This is a genomic window from Corynebacterium sp. MSK047 (assembly GCF_030232285.1).
Lineage (GTDB): Bacteria > Actinomycetota > Actinomycetes > Mycobacteriales > Mycobacteriaceae > Corynebacterium > Corynebacterium jeikeium_D.
In genome coordinates this window covers 65,529-83,240 of sequence record NZ_JASPJI010000010.1, presented here as the reverse complement: position 1 = coordinate 83,240, position 17,712 = coordinate 65,529, and the positions used below count along the sequence as shown (strand labels likewise).

The following is a 17,712-nucleotide window of genomic DNA, read 5'->3' as shown; positions in this document are numbered from 1 at the left end:
TAGCGCGGCCTGGCTTACTCTGCAGGGTAGAGATTATTTGGGGGAATAGTTTTGGGGGAAACTCATGCCACGTACGCCGACTACGCCTAGCCAGGTCAGCGGTCATCGATTCTTGATTCGTCGGATTGAGCATGCGCTTGTGCGTGCGGATTCGCGAATGCTGCACGACCCTTTGCGCACGCGAACGCGAGCACTGTTTATCGGCTGTGCGCTGGTGGTTTTACTGGCCGCCGGCACTGCGGTGCTGTCGTTGGTGCGGCCGCAGGGCGGTTCTAGCTCCAATGAGCAGCTGATCGTCGTATCGGGGTCGGAGGGCCTGCATGTACGTGTCAATGGTCGATTGCATCCAGTCGCGAATCTCGCGTCGGCGCGGTTAATTTTGGGCAATCCTGTTGAGCCGAAACGGGTGCGCAGTAGTGAGTTGGACAAAGAGGACATCAGTTTTGCTGTCGGGATTGAGGGCGCACCAGCAGTTCCGGCCGCGCCGGCAGGCTCTGGTGCCTCGGGAGCTGCCAAGAGGGGCAGTGCAGGTGCGCCGGAGTTGGCACTGTCTCTGTGCGAGCGGACGGTCCAAGACCTCGGGCAACCGTGGATTGTTGCAGAGTCACTTGCGCGTCTTGAAGAAGTACGGGGGGAACCGCAGCAGCTTACCCGAACCCACTCGGACAGTGCCGTCGTTGCCGATGGCCAAAACCTCTGGCTGATTACGCAGGGCTACCGCTCGCGGCTGGATGTCAACCACCCGGAGCACGCCGCTGTTTCTCGAGCGCTGGGGTTGGAACGCGCCGCAGTCCGGCCTGTCAGCCCTGCGTTGCTCAGAACGATTCCGGAGGTTCCGATTCTGGCCGCGCCAGCAATCCCGAACCGCGGCGCACCCACGCACTTCGCCGCTCCATTCGACACAGTCGGCAATGTGGTTGAGGTCGGGCAGCGGCGCGTTATCGTGCTTGACGACGGTGCCGCGGTTCTCTCCCCGGTGCTAGGAGAGCTATTAGCTGCGCATAGCCCAGTTCTGCAGGCCAGTGAGGGGCAGCTGGCGGCAGTTCCCGTTGCGAATGCGCCAGCAGTCCCGGGGCTACCTGAAAAGCCGCTGACGTTTGCCGATGCTGATGGCTGGTTGTGTGCCGGCCGGATAGCAGGACGGCCGCAAGCTCTCGTGCAGTGGTCGCAGCATGCTCCGGAGGGGCGGCACGTGGATTACCCGCATGCCGACGGTTCGGGTGCGGCCGTCGACGGTTTCGTGGATGGTCGCAGCCGTGAGCGCAGCTCGATTGCAGTAAGCGTAAATGGGGCCGTACACGTCATTTCGCCAGAGGGGATGCGCTTTGCTGTGCACGATCGCACGACGTTGGCCGCCCTCGGGTTTAATGCATCAACCAATGCCGATAGCGGTGGCACGCGACCAGTGGACTGGGAAGTGCTGGCCGCGTTGCGCGGAGGCCCTGAGCTGAGTAAGCAGGCGGCGCTAGGGCCGCTGTCTGGGGCGCGAGAGCAGCCAGGCACCTAGGCCCAGTGCGCATATCAGGAGCAGTCCAGTCGCCCGGAGCGGTGCATTGCGCTCCTGCGAAGAAAGCAGATCCGGTGGAGCCGGTGCGGCCGCGGGATTGGCGTCGTGCTGCGCGGCAGTGTCCACCGTGGTCCAAATCAGAGCGTCATAAGGTGCAATGATGCCGCGACCAAGGCCGAGCCCGGAACTAATTGGGCTCGCGGAATTAAGGATGATGTCGCGAACCTGTGCTGGGGAAAGCTCTGGGTTTCGTGCCAGCAGTAGGGCAGCTGTGCCCGACACGGCTGGTGTGGCAAAGCTGGTGCCGGCAATCTGTTGAGCTCGGGTGTTATCCCCGGACCCGAACACGTGGCGGTCTATGAGACCGGTAGGGGTGCGCGGATCGGGGCCGAGTACGGGGCCGCCGGGAGCGGAAACATTGACCCATTGTCCTGTGATTGCATACTCCGCGGGTTGTGCTTGGCCAGCATCGTCGAACTGTACTGCTGATACTGCGATTACCTCCGGCAGGACTGCGGGCCACGCTACGGATCCGTCCTGACAGCTATCGCCCTTATTGCCTGCCGCTGCGACCACTACTGCGCCCGAGATTTCCGCGCGAGCGACGCTCTCGGCAACATCCGTTGCACCTTGGGGCATTACGCCTGCCGGGGCACACGATGTGAGCGAGATATTGATGACCCGCGCGCCCTCCGCGACGGCCCTGTCGATAGCTTGTGCCAGCGACTCCAAATTGCCTTCGCCATCGGCCGTTTGCCTTATCGACAACACGTGCGCGTCGGGCGCCAGTCCGGCGAAACCATCGGCGCCGGGCCGACCTGCAATAATGCCGGCTACTAGAGTTCCGTGACCGTCGCAGTCTACGAACCCGCTGTTGCCGTCGACAAAATCGCCACCGTCGAGAACCTCGCCCAGGCGCTCATTGGGTGAGACCCCGGTATCGATTACCGCCACCGTAATCCCCGCACCCGTCGTCAGTTGCCATGCTTGGCGAAACCGAAGAGCTTTTTCGATCACCGTCGGTTCATGCAGTGCGCTTTCCGACGACAGCATCGTGGCCACGCAGTCCTGGCTGTTCTGGGCAGCCGCTATTGGTGCGATGCCCGACGGTGCTACTGCGGTGGCCGCCGTCAACGTCGAGATAAGCACTGTGGAAAGTGCGGCCGTGGCGGTGAGACGAGTTTTTATGGCATTCATGAAAAGTGGGTTTTTCACTGGAAGAACCCACTTACGAACTCAGGGAATTCGGCAATGATGGCCGCAATGGGCAAAATAACGGCGATACTGCAGGCCTCGGTTAGCTCAGCTATGCGGCGCGTTGTAGGTGAGATGCGTGACGCGGGAAATGCGGCTAAGGCGGTGGCTGCAAGCATGGGGACGACCAGGCCAGCGGCGACTGGCCAATTGCCCTCGAACCACTGTTGAAAGGCGACGGCCACAATGACGGCAAGACCAGCTAAAGCAGTACAGGTGGAAGCTACTTTCCGGGCTTGGCCACGGGAGTGAATTGCACAAAAGACTATGACAGCAGCAGCCATGCCTAGAGGCCACCACTTGTTCGCATAGGCTCCGGAGAAAAGTACCACCAGGGTGAAGATGCTGAGACTTCCGGTGCCACTGCAGAGGATGCCATCGAGAATCCACCCCGCTCGCTTAGGTGCGTTGTGGGATATTTCGGGAGTTTCGCTGTCATCGAAGCTCTCGCCGGCGGCAGGGACTTTGGGTACGCGAATACCGGCAGCCTTGATAGCGATGGAAGGTGCCAGCAGTATCAGGATGACTGCACTAGTAGCGGTGAGCGCTCCTGATTGAACCGAGTTGTGGAAAAGTGCGACAGCCGCAGCGTAAATACCGAAGGTAACTGCAGCACTGAGACTCGTCGCGCCCAGGGTAACGGTGATGCGGTTGTCGCCGTCGCCGGTGTTGGAAATGAGAAAAATCAAACCGATGACGGCAAGCGCGACACTAATCGCAGCAGTCGGCGGCCAGTCGGTGAGTATGCGGTGTAGGTCGAGGCCAACGAAGCAGAGTCCCGAAGCGGTGCCCAGAATGAGCACTTGCAGCTCCAGGGACATGACAATCGCCGGTTTTGCGCTACGCAACAGAGCCAGGCGCAGTCCACCCGCTACTGCCAGCAGCGCGATGAAGCTGATTGCCGCGGCCAGTGTGGAATCGGTACTGCTCAAGCTCAGTGAGGCAGCTGCGATTGAAGCCGTGGCCACGAGGGCGGCGGTACAGCCAACAACCAAATCAGCCGTCCCGATACCGTCGGTATAGGTGGTGTCGGTAATAGCATCGGCGGCATCGAAGAGTCGAGGTTTGGGCACGGGACCTGGGTCGTTGATAACAACCAGGCGTTCGCCTGGTGCAATACCGGCATCGTTCAGGGTGTCGTCGGCAAGCAAAATCGTGCCAGTGGCGGTCCGTAGCTGCCACTGTGCCAGCGGGAAGTCCGCAATGTCGATATCGAAAATTTGCAGGATATCCGGTACAAGTGCGGCGATTGCGACGTTGGTCGGTAACGCAAGGTCTGCGTGTGCTCGGTTGGTGTCTTCGGGCATGTGTGCGGCATCAATGCGCACGCGAATGAGTTCCCCCAGCATGTATTTCCCCCATGAATTCTGCATGCTTTAGTCCCTCTAGAGTGTCGTACAACTCGCTAGAGCGCTACTCGGAGTAGTAACTGCGCGTGCCCCCGCTATCAGTTTCGGTCATGCGCTGCGAGAATCCGGAGTGTGTTTTAAGCTATGCGTACACCGATTGGTCGGGGGATTGGCCGTCGAGTGAACACAAGGGGCGACACATAGCGGGGGGATTTTTGTGACTAGTGCACAGGCGGAGATTTCGGCTACCCGAAAAGCGGGGCCGCAGCCTATGACAGGCACAATCGCGCCGGATGCGCCACCGGAAGCGCCGGAGCCACAGCCGGTGCCGCTGATGCGTGCACTCATGCCGTTAATCATGGTCGTGGCAGTGGTTGGCATGGTGGTGTTGATGTTTGTCTCTGGGATGGGACGTAACCCGATGTCGTTTATGTTTCCGCTGATGATGGTGTTTTCCACTGTGGGCATGATGGTGTCGGGCGGGGCGGGAAATAAGGACATGGCACCGGTGCGGAAGGACTATCAGAGGCATTTGTCCAGTATTCGCCGCGCGGTGGCGAAAGCAGCGAGGATGCAGCGTGAATCGGCGCAGTTTATCCACCCTCGGCCTGGAACTCTGTGGCAGCTGGGGGCGATGGGGCGGGCGTGCGAACGCCGAAAGGGGGACCCGGATTTCTTGCAGCTGCGCATCGGGGTGGCAACGCAGCAGCCCGCAACGCCCGTAACACCACCGGCAATTCCGGCGCCGGAGAAACTGGATCCGGTTTCCGCCGTAGCACTGCGGGAAGTTATTCGATCGGCTCGTCAGGTTGAGGGCGTGCCCTTTGCCATAGATGTGTCAGCCTTTGAGATCATCGCGCTCACTGGAGATACCGCGGCGCAGGGGCTGGCTCGAGCGATGGTCGCCCAAGCTGCTGCGCTGCATCATCCGGAGGATTGCCTGATTGCAGTTGTGGGAGATGAGTGGGAATGGCTGAAATGGACGCCACACCACGGACACCCCGCAGTTACTGATGCCTGTGGCCCAGCGCGGTTGCGGGCGGCGACGTGTGTGCAGCTGACTGAGCTGCTCACGGCTATCGACACACTGCCAGCTGCAGTGCTGATTGTGCTGGCGGATTCGAACGGACAGCACGATGTCACTGAACTGACACCGATTTTTGACGCGGCGGGGTCGGAGACCTCGGTAGTACTACTGACCGTCGTGGAAGCGCAGTCAACGTTGTGGGAGGCAGCGGTTCACCATGGCATCGCGCTGGTTGTTTCCACTACTGCTGTGCATGCGGAAACCGCGTCCGGACGGGAGGAGATTGGCGTACCTGATCAGCTGAGTCCAGCAGAAGCGGAGGTGCTTGGGCGGAGCTTGGCGCGTTTTGAAGTACCAACAAGCGCAGATGATTCCGTTAAGACCTCGGAAGATCCGGTGATGGAGGAGCTCGGGCTCTATCCGCCTCCGACAACTCTGCGCTACCGACCGCGCTACGGCAGTGCGCGTCTGCGAATTCCTGTGGGGGCTGATGACAGCGGCGCGCCGGTCTATCTGGATTTTAAGGAGAGTGCCGAGGGCGGCATGGGGCCACACGGTTTGTGCGTTGGCGCCACAGGATCGGGTAAGTCGGAATTCCTCCGAACGACCGTGGTAGGGCTCGCAGCCACGCACAGTCCGGATCAGTTGAACTTTGTGCTGGTGGACTTCAAGGGCGGGGCGACGTTTCTGGGCCTGGATCAATTGCCTCATGTTTCGGCGGTGATTACCAACTTGGAGCAGGAGCTTATCCTGGTCAACCGCATGGAAGACGCACTGCGGGGTGAGATGACGCGGCGTCAAGAGCAGCTACGCGCTGCGGGGAATTTTGCCGGTGTCAGCGATTATGAGCAAGCCCGACGCGCTGGGCAGATAGATGCGCCACCCATGCCTGCGTTGCTGATTGTGGTGGATGAGTTTTCGGAGCTGCTCTCCGCACGCCCGGAGTTTGCTGAGCTCTTCGTTGCGATTGGTCGGTTGGGGCGTAGTTTGCACATGCATTTGCTGCTGGCCAGTCAGCGTCTGGAGGAAGGCCGCTTGCGCGGGTTGGAAAGCCATCTTTCCTATCGTATTGGGTTGAAGACCTTTTCCGTCGCGGAGTCCCGCAGCGTGCTAGGTGTTCCGGACGCCTATCATCTGCCGGCCATCCCGGGCATTGGGTATATCAAATCTGCTGCCGCCGAGCCGGTGCGTTTTCGGTCGGCGTATGTTTCCGGCCCGGTGGTCCGTCCGCAGCCTGTTGACGGTGCGGCGGCTGGGGCAGAGCAGGGGCTGCAGGGCCAGGTCGCCGCTGTCGCTGAATTTACCGCTGAAAATTGGACGCGGGAGGCTTTCGGTGCGTCGTCAAGCGATGGTGGAATGGTGGATCCGCCTGTGCAGACATCGGAGCAGACGGTGCTCGGTGCCGTGGTGGCAGCGGTCTCGCACGTACCGACACGTGCGCATCTCGTGTGGCTGCCACCATTACCGGAGGCCATCGAGCTCCAGCCCGACGAGCAGCTGCCGCGACAGCGGTTGACCGGTGTGATTGGACTGGTGGACAAGCCGCTGTTTCAGCGTCAGGACCCACTGCGTATTGACCTGCGCACGACCGGTGGGCACGTGGCAATCGTCGGAGCGCCGCGGTCAGGAAAGACCACTGCCGCACGCACAGCGATCCTCGCGCTTGCCGACGGCATCAGCGCTCGTGACCTGCATTTTTATATCGTCGACTGTGGTGCGGGCGGCTTGAGCGACCTGGCTGAGTTGCCGCATGTCGCGTCGGTTGCACACCGCGGAGACGAGGAGCTTATTCGCCGTACGATTGGTTTTTTGCGTCGTGAGGTAAGTCGTCGGGAACAGCTCTTTCGCACTAATGGATGGCTCTCTCCGGAAGCAGCACGGGCGGCAGGACAGCCGGATTCGGTGTTGGTCATTGACGGCTGGGGTGCGTTCAAAACGGAGTTTCCGGCGCTGAGCGACGATGTGCAGGCGCTGGTTGCAGATGGATTGGCGGTGGGAATTCATGTCCTGCTCACGGCCTATCGCTGGACGGACATGAGACCTGCCGTTCGCGACCTGATTGGTACGCGGATTGAGCTGCGGCAGGCGGAGTCGATGGATTCAATGATTGACCGTAAGGCAGCAGAGCTGGTGCCGGAGAGCCCAGGACGCGGAGTCGCGCCGGGCGGGTTTGCGATGCTGGTAGCTCTCACCGGCGTTGCAGACGCTAAGCGGATTGCAGAGACAGCGCCGCACGGTGAGCAGGCACCAAAGCTCCAGTTGTTGCCGCGGCGGATTGATATTGCGCGTTTGCCACGACCAGCGGCCGCGACGAGAGGTGCGATTGCAGTGGGGCTCGAAGAAGCCGGTCTGGGCGCGGTGATATTCCACCCAGAAAAGGATCGTCACCTACTGATATTCGGTTCGGCAGGCAGCGGCAGAACCGCCGCGCTGAGGGGCATCGTTCACCAGTTGCGGTACTCGCAGTCGTCCTCGAAATTCGTCGTAATTGACTACCGCCGTGGGCTAATGGAGGCCGTGCCCCAAGAGCGGCTGGCCGGCTATGCGGGCTCGGCTGCGGTGGCGACACCCATGCTGGCAGAGCTGGCAGAGGTACTGAAGGCCCGTCTCCCGCAACCGGATATCACCCCAGCGCAGTTGAAGGCCCGAAATTGGTGGAGTGGTCCAACCATCAATGTCATCGTGGACGACTATGACCTCGTGGCCGGCTCGCGGGGTAACCCCTTGCAGCCGCTGGCAGAAGTCATCGCTCACGCCGCCGACATTGGGCTCAATATCTTTTTTGCCCGTCGAATCAGCGGGGCGTTGCGATCCCTCCACGACCCGGTCATGGGTGCGGTTAAGGACCAGGGTGCCAGCGTCTTTGTCATGGACGGCACACGCGACGACGGCCCCATCCTCGGCGTAAAGCCCTGCGAGCAGCCGCCGGGCCGTGGCTATTGGGTGGCGCACGGCCAGAGTCCTCAGGTTGTGCAGTTGGGGTGGTTGGATACCGCTGGTGACCAGGAGGACAGTTGATGATTCGGGTCGAATCTTCTTCCACCACCCAGACCCCGACGCTGCGCCACGGCACCTGGCACCTGTGGGGACTCGCGGCACCTGCAGACACCGCAGAACTGGCGGTGCATGGCCCTAGACCGCTTCTCGAGAGCATGCAAACAGTCATTGTGCCCAGCTATTGGGGTGCTGTGCGACAGTGCCGGCTGGCCTCCGCGCTATTGGCTACCGAACTCAATCCGTACATCCTGACGCTTGCCGACGCCGTTGTGGAACTCGATGAGGCAACTGTGTCTCATAGCGTGTTGGTGGAAGTAGAGGAAACGCGTGTCTGTGTCACTCGTCTGAGCGGGGGCCACATTGCCAGTCGGATGACACATTTGGTCGGAGCGAACGACAGCGCACCATTGGTGGAAACAGTCATTGCGCTGGCTTATCAGCTGACCATGTATCCGGATGCGCCCCAGGGGATACCCGATGATGTGGAAGTTAGTGGTGGGCGCGGTATCACTGAGTATCCGCCCCGCTGGCAGGAGGATATTGAGTTCATCGTCGGCGAAGTTCCACCCGGGCTAGCGAACCCGCGGCGAGCTCTACTAGTCGATCGTCTGCGCGACCGTGGATTTTTAGTCTTCGACTGCCCAGCATCGCGGCTCGGGGAGTGCGTAAATCCGGCCTGGTTGAAAAACATCGGCGACGCTGAAGCCGGTGAAGTGGAGCCGTCGGAGGATTTCGCGGGGCGGCGTCCTGCAGCCAGGGCAGAAGTCAGCTCAGCGTCGAATCAAAGCACAGTTGTGTCAGTAGCTGCCGTTGGTTTGTTGACGGTGGTGGTTCTGATTGTTGGGATTGCTGCATGGCTCATTAGTGGCGGCATAGTTAGGGAGAACGAAGGGAGACAGAAGCAGCGTGAGACATCGCACGCACAGGCTCCTCCTGTAACTACGCCTCCTGTAACTACGCCTCCATCCACATCGAAACCAGTTCCCGATTCTGCTCCAATAGTCAAACTGACCAATGCGGGCGTGGAAGCTCGGTTTCCCGGCGGGTGGGAGCTTGACTCGGCAAGTCCGTTAGACCGTCTGATTGCGGTGGATGGCGGAGATATGCGCGTCTTGGTGCTCGCTAGCCCGCTTTCGCAGGACATGGCGCTTGAACATCTAGCCGCCGCTTTGAGCAGCTCCGTTGCCGGGGATGAGACAAAGTCCGCGCCGGAACGCAGACAAGTACTGGGCACCGATGTCGTAGTCGTAGAGGAGCGGCTGCCGTCAGGTAATTCGATAGTGCTCTGGCATCACAAAGTGATGTACGGAACTCAAGTCAGTGTGGGGTGCCAGTTCAGAGGAAGGACTATTGCGCCGGTACGGCCCGTATGCGACCAGGCAGTAGTAAGCGCTCGGCCGGTGCCGTAACGGGGGTAGGCAGGGGTAAAGGTTGGAAAACCAAAATGGAACCGAATCGGGGTTTTTCGCGCCAAACAATATGACGGGTTTTTAACGCGGGAAGCTGGCTGGCTCGCGCGGGGAGGTAAAAATGCCGTCGTTAATCAGTCACTCAACACGAATAAGGGGGAAACAGTGGCAAACCTATTTGCAGCCGAATCAGATCAAATGACCACTACCGCGGGGGACGTCGATGGCGTCAACTCGGAAGTACAGGGCGAGCTGGGTCGCATTCGAGGCGTCGTGGACGGTCTGGCGGGGGAATGGAAGGGCCAGGCTAAAGACAGCTTCGATGATCTGATGCTTCGTTGGGATGACGCAGCTATGCGTCTATCCAATGCGCTGACGGATATCGCGGACAACATTCGCGCAAATTCCAGCAGCTTCGATGCGGGCGAGGACGAGGGGGCGTCGTCGTTCAAGCAGGTGGCAGCAGCGGGTGCGTCGTTGCTGAACCTCTAAACGTTTTGTCGGATCGCACAATTACAACACTGAATCACACAACACACATCACCTTTTGGGGAAAGGGTTCTTAATGCAACCAATTAGGTACAGTTTTGGCGGCATCGACGGTGCTGCCGATGACATTCGGTCCACTTCTGGCACCATCAACGGGCTGCTCGGAGATTTGAAGAAGCGCATCGCGCCGATGGTCTCTACGTGGGAGGGTGAATCGTCGGATTCTTACCAGGAGGCTCAGCGTGAATGGGACACAGCAGCGGAGGAGCTCAATATGATTCTCACGACTATCGCGGATACGGTCAGCGCAGGTAGCCAGCGAATGGCGGATATTAACCGCCGCGCGGCAGCTAGCTGGGGATAGCTTGGTTCCTGATTGAGGCACTTTTGATTGAGCTATGTAACCGGGGGAGGGGAGGACATTGCTCAATTGAGATCTTCAGTTAGGTATCTGCCTTTGAAGTATTCTTGCTAGCAGCACTCCAGGGGGGGGGAAGGCCAGTCTCAGCAGTTTGCGGCTGAGACTGGCTTTGGCATTTTTTGTTCTAGCGCCATCTCAAGGTAGAGTAGTCAAACTGTGTGCGCACACGTGAATGTTGCCTCGGGTCTCCACCGGCCGCCGGGGAATAACAACAGTGTGCACGGTGGCTGGCAAATCTACACGGACCCTAAAAGGAGTCATGTTGTCTACTTTCCATCCGAAGGACGGTGACATCGAGCGCAAGTGGTACGTCATCGACGCTACCGACGTTGTTCTCGGCCGTCTGGCTACTCACGCCGCAGACTTGCTGCGCGGTAAGGGCAAGGCTTACTTCGCCCCTAACGTCGACTGCGGTGACCACGTCATCATCATCAACGCCGATAAGGTGCACGTCTCCTCGAACAAGCGGGAACGTGAGATGCGCTACCGCCACTCGGGCTTCCCGGGCGGCCTGAAGTCGATGACCCTGGGTCGTTCCCTCGAGGTTCACCCGGAGCGTGTTATCGCTGAGGCTATTGAGGGCATGATGCCGCACAACAAGCTTTCGCGTGCGTCCATCAAGAAGCTGCACGTCTTCGCCGGTTCCGAGCACCCGTTCGCCGGTCAGAAGCCTGAAAACTACGAGATCAAGGCGGTGGCACAGTGACCAACCCACAGGACGTCAATGAGAACCAGAACGTAGAGGCCACCGAGGCTTCCTACGATGATGTTCAGGCTGCCGCTGCTGCTGCCACGGAAGAGTTCACCTCTTCCATCGGCGACGCAGTTGCTACTGAGACCGAGGCTGAGGCTGCTCCGGCTGCACCGCTGACCCTGGATCGTCCGATTCAGACTGTCGGTCGTCGTAAGCGCGCTGTCGCCCGCGTCGTTCTGACCGCTGGTTCCGGCAAGATTGTCTGCAACGGCCGCGAGCTCGAGGATTACTTCCCGAACAAGCTGCACCAGCAGGAGATCAAGGATCCGTTGGTCCTGGTCGAGCGCGAGAGCCAGTTCGACATCAAGGCCAACATCAACGGTGGTGGCCCGTCCGGTCAGGCCGGTGCTCTGCGCCTGGCTATCGCTCGTGCCTTGAACGAGTTCAACCCGGAGGAGCGCAGCGTTCTCAAGAAGGCTGGCTTCCTCACCCGCGACGCTCGTGCTGTCGAGCGCAAGAAGGCTGGTCTGCACAAGGCCCGTCGCGCACCGCAGTACTCCAAGCGTTAAGCTTTACTGCTTCGAAAAGCACCTCAGTTTGCGTATTACACGCAAGCCGAGGTGCTTTTTTGGTTAAAGTCCGCAGTGACCAGGCATGGCTGCATTTTTGGGACAAGCCCCGTACGTTAGACTTTTATCCGTTAAAAACTGCCACGAGAATCGTTTATCGCGGTGCGATTGCAGTGCGATGAAAGTGCGATTGCAGTGCGATGGGAAGAAGGAAATCGTATGGCGGTGAGCACCACAGCCACCAAGACCTCCGACACGAAGAGCTCCTCTAGCTCGTCGTCGGTGGCGAAGCATCCCTTCCGCATTCGACGCGTACCAGGCATTGATGGGCTGCGCGGTCTGGCCGTTGCCACAGTGGTGATCTACCACTACTTCGATAATGTGCTGCCCGGTGGCTACATCGGTGTGGATATCTTCTTCGTGCTCTCCGGATTTCTCATCACCTCGCTTCTGGTGCGCGAACGCGCGGTCACTGGGCGCATCGATCTAAAGGACTTCTGGCTCCGTCGACTGCGCCGCATCGCTCCGGCTGCGATGTTTGTGTTGTTTATTTCCATCGCCGTCGCAGGTCTGGTCGGCGGGGATCCCGCTGTTGGATTGTCGACGCAGTTTCTCGGCACGGTCTTTTTCGTCAATAACTGGACGCAGATTGCGGGCTCTCAGTCCTATTTCGCGGATTCTGGTGTGCAGCTGCTAGCCCACTACTGGTCACTGTCGGTAGAGGAGCAGTTCTACTTGCTCTGGCCACTAATCTTTGTGGCTCTTCTCGCGCTGAAGCTGGCATCTCGCAAGCTGGCAGCAGTGGCGGGCATTGGCGCGGTTGCTTCTTTCGTGTGGATGGTGTCACTCTACGATCCGAAGGTTGACCCCACGCGGGTCTACTACGGCACCGATACTCACGCCTTTGGTCTCCTGTTTGGTGCGGCCCTCGCATTGTGGTTGACGTCGACGTCGTCACGCGCGGAGGCGGACTCCTGGCCACGCACAGAACCCTTGCTGCGGGATTTCTTTGGCAGTTCTGCCCAGGCTTTCGTAGTGGCCTCGCTGCCGCTGATTTTCCTGTCGTTGGTTTTGCTGATGATGTCAGATACCGCGTCGGCGACTTACCGCGGTGGGTTGGTGTTCGCGTCGTTGCTGTCGGCGGCGATTCTCTATCTTGTCGTTCGCGGTGTTTCACCCGTGCGTCAGATTTTTGAGTTCAAGCCACTGTGCTGGCTGGGAAAGATTTCTTTCTCGCTGTACCTGTGGCACTGGCCGGTCATCGTGCTCATCCGTGAACTGCTGGAGCGCAATGAGGCGATGCAGTATGAGAAACTCGCTGCCTTTGCAGGTATTGCGCTGGCGCTGCTTTTGGCGAACTGGTCGTACAAGAATGTGGAATCCCCAATTCGCCGGATGGGCTACCGCCGTTGGATGTCGCAGTTTTCGGGCACGCAGTACGCCGGTTCTTGGAAGCCGCGCGTTGCAGCAGTGCTGGCGTTGGTCGTCGTGGTTGGTGCAGTGGCAGGGATGGCCACGGCGCCGAAGATGACGCGTTTGGAGGCACAGCTACAGGAGGCAGCTGAGCGCCGTGCACAGGCACAGAAGGCGGAGGAAGCCGAGTTGGCCAAGCGCGTTATGCCGCGTGGTGACCAGATCACTGCTATCGGCGACTCTGTGATGCTCGCCTCGGCGTCCGCGTTGGAGGAGAAGCTGCCCGGCATCTACATCGATGCGGCAGTTTCCCGTGGTTATCCGGCCGCGCCGGAGATTATCGCCAGTATGAAGGCGGCGGGTACGCTCGATCCATTCGTCGTGCTGGGTCTTGGTATCAATCAGTCGGCTGCGGCATCGGACGAACACCTGTTGGATGAGATCCTCGATTCGCTGGGTGAAGACCGCATCATTGTCCTAATCAACCCGTACGGTGATCGTGTGTGGATGTCGCAGTCGGAGAGGGAAGTCCTCGACGCGGCAAAGAAGCGCGACAATGTCTATGTGGCTGACTGGTGCCATGGTGTGCGTGATGATTTGTCCAAGCTGCGCGCGGACCTTATCCACCCGACCCCCGATGGCGCCGAGGTCTATGCCAATGCCGTGGTCGATGCTTTCCAGCAGTATGCGAAGAACAAGAAACGCATTCCGGACACCTGCGGAATCTAATAAAAATCTAGTTAGTAGTGTTTCCACGGTAAAGTAAGTGGCTGTGGCCAAACAAAAGTCTTCCTCCAGTCACCGTGGATTAAAGATTTTCCTCGGCATCGTCCTCGGTATCTTCGCGCTCTTCGGTGTGTTTTACGCTGTCGATTACGTGCTGAACAAGGACCATGTCCCGCGCGGGTCTACCGTTGCGGGGATTGACATCAGCACGCTGAGCGCGAATCACGCTGAGGCGAAGCTCGAAGAGCAGCTCGGTGATCTTTCCACTCATCCAGTGGCGTTTCGTGCCGGCGAACGCACGGCGGAGGTTCTGCCCGAGGAGGCGGGGCTGAGCATCGACTGGGAGAAGACTGTCGCGCAGGCGGGCAAGCAGACGGCAAACCCAGTTACCTGGGTGCGCAGTTTCTTTACTACCCGTGAGCTGGATTTGGTCAGCGATGTCGATAACTCTAAGTTCGAGCCGCAGGTCGACCGTCTCGTCGGCGAACTGACTATTGCTCCCGTCGATGGTGAGGTCAAGCTTGTCGACGGCCGCGTGGAAACAACTCCACCGGTCATCGGCCAAGATGTCGACCGCAATGCGGTCAGCGGGGATTTGGCCGCTAAGTGGTTGTCGCCGGAGGGTATCGATGTGGAGACCACCGCGCACGACCCGGCTATTGGTGAGGATCAGGTTCGTGAGGCAGCTGAGGGAGAGGCAGCCGATGCGGTGTCGGGCCCCATTGTTGCCAAGGGCCGTGATGGCAAAGATGGTGTAATTCCGCCGGAGCGCATGGCTGAAATCATCAGCTTTGTGCCGCGCGACGGTGGATTGGCCGCCGATATTAATGTCGACCGCGCACGCGAGATCCTCGAGGAGGGGCTGGCTGCTTCCGAGGTTGATAAGCGCAATGCGTCGATACGCTTCAGCGGTGGTTCGCGTGAAGTGGTCCCCTCGGTTGATGGCGTAGCCGTGAAGTGGGATGAAACTATGAAGGACTTCGCCGAGCGTGTGACTTCGACGGATAAGCGCGAGTTCGATGCGGTCTACGAGGACAAGCCCGCCACCTACACCACCGAACAAGCGGAAAGTGCCACCTTCGATGATGTCATTGGTGAGTTCACCACCGGTGGCTTCAGCTCGGCATCGGGCACAAACATTGCCCTGGTGTCGCAGATGGTCAACGGCGCATTCGTGGCGCCGGGCGATACATTCAGCCTGAACGGCTACACGGGTCCGCGCGGTACTGCGCAGGGTTTTGTCGAGTCGGGCATCATCCTCAACGGCCATGCGGATAAGGCTGTCGGCGGTGGCATTAGCCAGTTCGCCACCACTTTGTACAATGCTTCGTACTTTGCGGGCATGGAGGATGTCGCGCACACCCCGCACAGTTACTACATTTCGCGTTACCCGGCCGGCCGTGAGGCGACGGTGTACGAGGGCGCAATCGACCTAGCGTTTAAGAACAGTTCCGACACTCCGATTCTCATCGAGGCCGTTACTACTGGTTCCGACGTCACTGTGCGCATCAAGGGTGTGAAGAAGGTCAACGTTGAGTCCATCAATGGTGGCCGTTGGGCATACACGCAACCACAGCGTATGCAGGTCAGTGGCAGCTCTTGCCAGCCGTCGTCGGGTGCGCAGGGCTTCACCACTTCCGATACACGCGTCATTCGGGACCTCTCGGGCGCGGAAATTTCGCGTGAAACTCAGACTACGGTTTATGACCCGCAGCCAATTGTGTCCTGTGGCTAGTCTGGATTCGCCTGCGCGACCGGCTAAAGTAATACAGCATTGACAATGCAATAGTCCGCGATACCAAAACTCATAAAACCCCCAAGGAGTGGTCTAGCAACAATGGCACGTCTTTTCGGAACTGATGGCGTCCGCGGTTTGGCGAATAAGACTCTGACCGCACCGCTGGCAATGCGGCTGGGTGCTGCTGCGGCCACTGTGCTGACTAGCGGTACGAATCCGTCGGGGCGTCGTCCCCTGGCCATTGTTGGCCGCGATCCGCGTGTCTCCGGTGAGATGCTCGCCGCAGCGCTGTCTGCCGGCATGGCTTCCCAGGGCGTCGACGTTTTGCGTGTCGGCGTGCTGCCCACTCCGGCTGTCGCTTTCCTCACCGACGACTACGGTGCCGACATGGGTGTGATGATTTCGGCTTCTCACAACCCCATGCCGGACAACGGCATCAAGTTCTTCGCCGCGGGCGGCACCAAGCTTGACGACGCGGTGGAGAAGGAAATCGAACACGCTCTCCACAACCTGCCGGAGACCGGCCCCACGGGCACCGGAGTGGGTCGTGTCATCGAGGAGGCCCCAGACGGGCTCGACCGCTACCTGTTCCACCTCTCCCGTGCGGTCAGCACCAAGCTCGACGGCATTCGTGTCGTGGTGGATTGTGCAAATGGTGCTGCTTCGCAGGCCGCCCCGATGGCGTACGCGGCCGCCGGTGCCGACGTCGTCGCTATTCACGACAAGCCGAACTCCTACAACATCAACGACAACTGCGGTTCCACCCACATTGAGGTTTTGCGCGCGGCAGTGCTGGAGCACGGCGCGGATCTGGGTCTGGCTCACGATGGCGATGCCGACCGCTGCCTGGCTGTGGACTCGCAGGGCAACATCGTCGATGGTGACCAAATCATGGCCATCCTGGCCGTCGCCATGAAGGAAGAGGGGCTACTGCACCACAACACGCTGGTGGCCACTGTGATGAGTAACCTCGGCCTCAAGCTGGCGATGGAGGAAAACGATATCGCCCTGCGTACCACCAAGGTCGGCGACCGCTATGTGCTGGCTGATTTGAACGCTGGCGGTTACTCGCTCGGCGGTGAGCAGTCGGGGCACGTGGTTATTCCGGATCATGCCACCACTGGTGACGGCACCCTCACGGGTCTGTACCTCATGGCGCGGATGGCACGCACCGGTAAGTCTCTGGCTGAGCTGGCCTCCGTAATGAAGGTGCTGCCGCAGACTCTTATCAACGTGCCGGTGTCCAACAAGGCCGCAATTCTGGAGTCTGATGAGGTCAAGGCCGCCATCGATGCAGCCGAGGAGAAGCTGGGTTCCACCGGTCGCGTGTTGTTGCGCCCGTCCGGCACCGAGGAGCTCTTCCGCGTCATGGTGGAGGCCGCCGATGCGGAATCGGCCCGCAAGATTGCCGGGGAGTTAGCTGCGGTTGTGGCCGCAGTCTAGAGTCAGGAGTGTGGAAATGAATGATGCGCCAGAGGACATTAAAGCCCGCTTTGCCCCGGGTGAAGCCGACATCCAGGTAGAGGTAGTCGATCGTGACGGTCGGGTTCTCGGTACCGTCGGCAAGCTTGAAGCACACGTTCCACCGGGAATTTTGCACCGTGCTTTTTCTCTTTTCCTCTTCGATGAGCAGGGACGCATGCTGCTGCAGCGCCGTGCGGAGTCGAAGTATCACTCACCACTGCTGCTGACGAATGCGACCTGCTCGCACCCGCTGCCGGGAGAGCCGGTGGCCGATGCCGTTGAGCGTCGTGCGAAGGAAGAGCTCGGTGCGGATGTCTCTCAGTTGGAGGAAATCGGCATCGTTATCTACCAGGTCATCGATGATCGTTCGGGACTGGCGGAGCACGAGTACAACCACGTGTACGCCGGCATCGTCGATCCGAAGTCGGTGGATATCAACCCCGATGAGGTCGATGAAGTGGTGTACGTGACTCCGCAGGAACTCGCAGAACGTCGTGCGAACGAACCGATGACGGAGTGGTTTAACCACGTCTGGGGTGTTGGGGCGGAGAAGTTCTCCAAGTACGGTTTCGACATTGCGGGTGTGCCGGGTATCCATGGCCCAGCGGAGGCGCAGGCTGCCGCGCAGTCGGTTTCGGAAAAGGATGTGTAGCTT

General features: G+C 59.8%; 13 protein-coding genes. 11 read left to right on the top strand and 2 right to left on the bottom strand.

Annotated elements, in window-relative coordinates; translation table 11 throughout:
• Window positions 1–64 precede the first annotated feature (64 nt).
• Window positions 65–1,507: a type VII secretion protein EccB gene (gene eccB, locus QP981_RS05680; RefSeq protein WP_284857600.1), complete on the top strand. Its 1,443-nt coding sequence runs from the start codon at window positions 65–67 to the stop codon at window positions 1,505–1,507.
• Here the strand turns inward: eccB and mycP are convergent.
• A complete protein-coding gene (mycP, locus tag QP981_RS05675) occupies window positions 1,466–2,722 on the bottom strand; it encodes a type VII secretion-associated serine protease mycosin (RefSeq protein ID WP_070827583.1) in 1,257 nt (418 codons plus the stop codon). The two genes, eccB and mycP, sit on opposite strands and share 42 nt — an antisense overlap.
• Window positions 2,719–4,134 carry a type VII secretion integral membrane protein EccD gene (gene eccD, locus QP981_RS05670; protein ID WP_240593293.1) on the bottom strand — a complete coding sequence of 472 codons (1,416 nt, stop codon included), beginning with the start codon at window positions 4,132–4,134 and terminating at the stop codon, window positions 2,719–2,721. Before eccD ends, mycP begins: the two co-directional genes overlap by 4 nt.
• 193 nt (window positions 4,135–4,327) lie before the next feature.
• On the opposite strand from eccD, the gene eccCa reads away from it, so the two are divergent.
• The 10 genes from eccCa (at window position 4,328) to idi (ending at window position 17,709) form a co-directional block, all read left to right on the top strand.
• On the top strand, window positions 4,328–8,155 hold the full coding sequence (gene eccCa, locus QP981_RS05665; RefSeq protein WP_284857601.1) for a type VII secretion protein EccCa: 3,828 nt from the start codon (window positions 4,328–4,330) through the stop codon (window positions 8,153–8,155).
• Window positions 8,155–9,543, top strand: a complete 1,389-nt coding sequence (locus QP981_RS05660; protein WP_070858119.1) for a type VII secretion-associated protein — start codon at window positions 8,155–8,157, stop codon at window positions 9,541–9,543. The genes eccCa and QP981_RS05660 overlap by 1 nt, the downstream gene beginning before the upstream one ends.
• 165 nt (window positions 9,544–9,708) lie before the next feature.
• The gene (locus QP981_RS05655) at window positions 9,709–10,035 is read left to right on the top strand and encodes a WXG100 family type VII secretion target (protein WP_005510029.1); all 327 of its coding nucleotides are present in this window, start codon (window positions 9,709–9,711) and stop codon (window positions 10,033–10,035) included.
• Between the two features lie 73 nt (window positions 10,036–10,108).
• Window positions 10,109–10,396 carry a WXG100 family type VII secretion target gene (locus QP981_RS05650; RefSeq protein ID WP_005509924.1) on the top strand — a complete coding sequence of 96 codons (288 nt, stop codon included), beginning with the start codon at window positions 10,109–10,111 and terminating at the stop codon, window positions 10,394–10,396.
• Window positions 10,397–10,715: 319 nt separating this feature from the next.
• Window positions 10,716–11,159 (top strand): 50S ribosomal protein L13, encoded by a 444-nt coding sequence (rplM, locus tag QP981_RS05645; RefSeq protein WP_005509852.1) that lies wholly within the window; start codon window positions 10,716–10,718, stop codon window positions 11,157–11,159.
• On the top strand, window positions 11,156–11,716 hold the full coding sequence (gene rpsI, locus QP981_RS05640) for a 30S ribosomal protein S9 (protein ID WP_016422091.1): 561 nt from the start codon (window positions 11,156–11,158) through the stop codon (window positions 11,714–11,716). Before rplM ends, rpsI begins: the two co-directional genes overlap by 4 nt.
• Before the next feature lie 219 nt (window positions 11,717–11,935).
• The gene (locus QP981_RS05635; protein WP_284857602.1) at window positions 11,936–13,858 is read left to right on the top strand and encodes an acyltransferase family protein; all 1,923 of its coding nucleotides are present in this window, start codon (window positions 11,936–11,938) and stop codon (window positions 13,856–13,858) included.
• A gap of 43 nt (window positions 13,859–13,901) precedes the next feature.
• Entirely contained in the window at window positions 13,902–15,590 is a 1,689-nt protein-coding gene (locus tag QP981_RS05630) for a VanW family protein (protein ID WP_284857603.1), read from the top strand.
• A 102-nt stretch (window positions 15,591–15,692) separates the two neighbouring features.
• Window positions 15,693–17,036: a phosphoglucosamine mutase gene (gene glmM, locus QP981_RS05625; RefSeq protein ID WP_016422094.1), complete on the top strand. Its 1,344-nt coding sequence runs from the start codon at window positions 15,693–15,695 to the stop codon at window positions 17,034–17,036.
• 16 nt (window positions 17,037–17,052) lie between these two features.
• The gene (gene idi / locus QP981_RS05620) at window positions 17,053–17,709 is read left to right on the top strand and encodes an isopentenyl-diphosphate Delta-isomerase (protein ID WP_016422095.1); all 657 of its coding nucleotides are present in this window, start codon (window positions 17,053–17,055) and stop codon (window positions 17,707–17,709) included.
• Window positions 17,710–17,712 lie beyond the last annotated feature (3 nt).

Coding starts and splice junctions, on each gene's coding strand:
- eccB (WP_284857600.1), top strand. CDS start 65: ATGCCACGTACGCCGACTACGCCTAGCCAGGTCAGCGGTCATCGATTC.
- eccD (WP_240593293.1), bottom strand. CDS start 4,134: ATGCAGAATTCATGGGGGAAATACATGCTGGGGGAACTCATTCGCGTG.
- QP981_RS05660 (WP_070858119.1), top strand. CDS start 8,155: ATGATTCGGGTCGAATCTTCTTCCACCACCCAGACCCCGACGCTGCGC.
- QP981_RS05650 (WP_005509924.1), top strand. CDS start 10,109: ATGCAACCAATTAGGTACAGTTTTGGCGGCATCGACGGTGCTGCCGAT.
- QP981_RS05635 (WP_284857602.1), top strand. CDS start 11,936: ATGGCGGTGAGCACCACAGCCACCAAGACCTCCGACACGAAGAGCTCC.
- glmM (WP_016422094.1), top strand. CDS start 15,693: ATGGCACGTCTTTTCGGAACTGATGGCGTCCGCGGTTTGGCGAATAAG.
- idi (WP_016422095.1), top strand. CDS start 17,053: ATGAATGATGCGCCAGAGGACATTAAAGCCCGCTTTGCCCCGGGTGAA.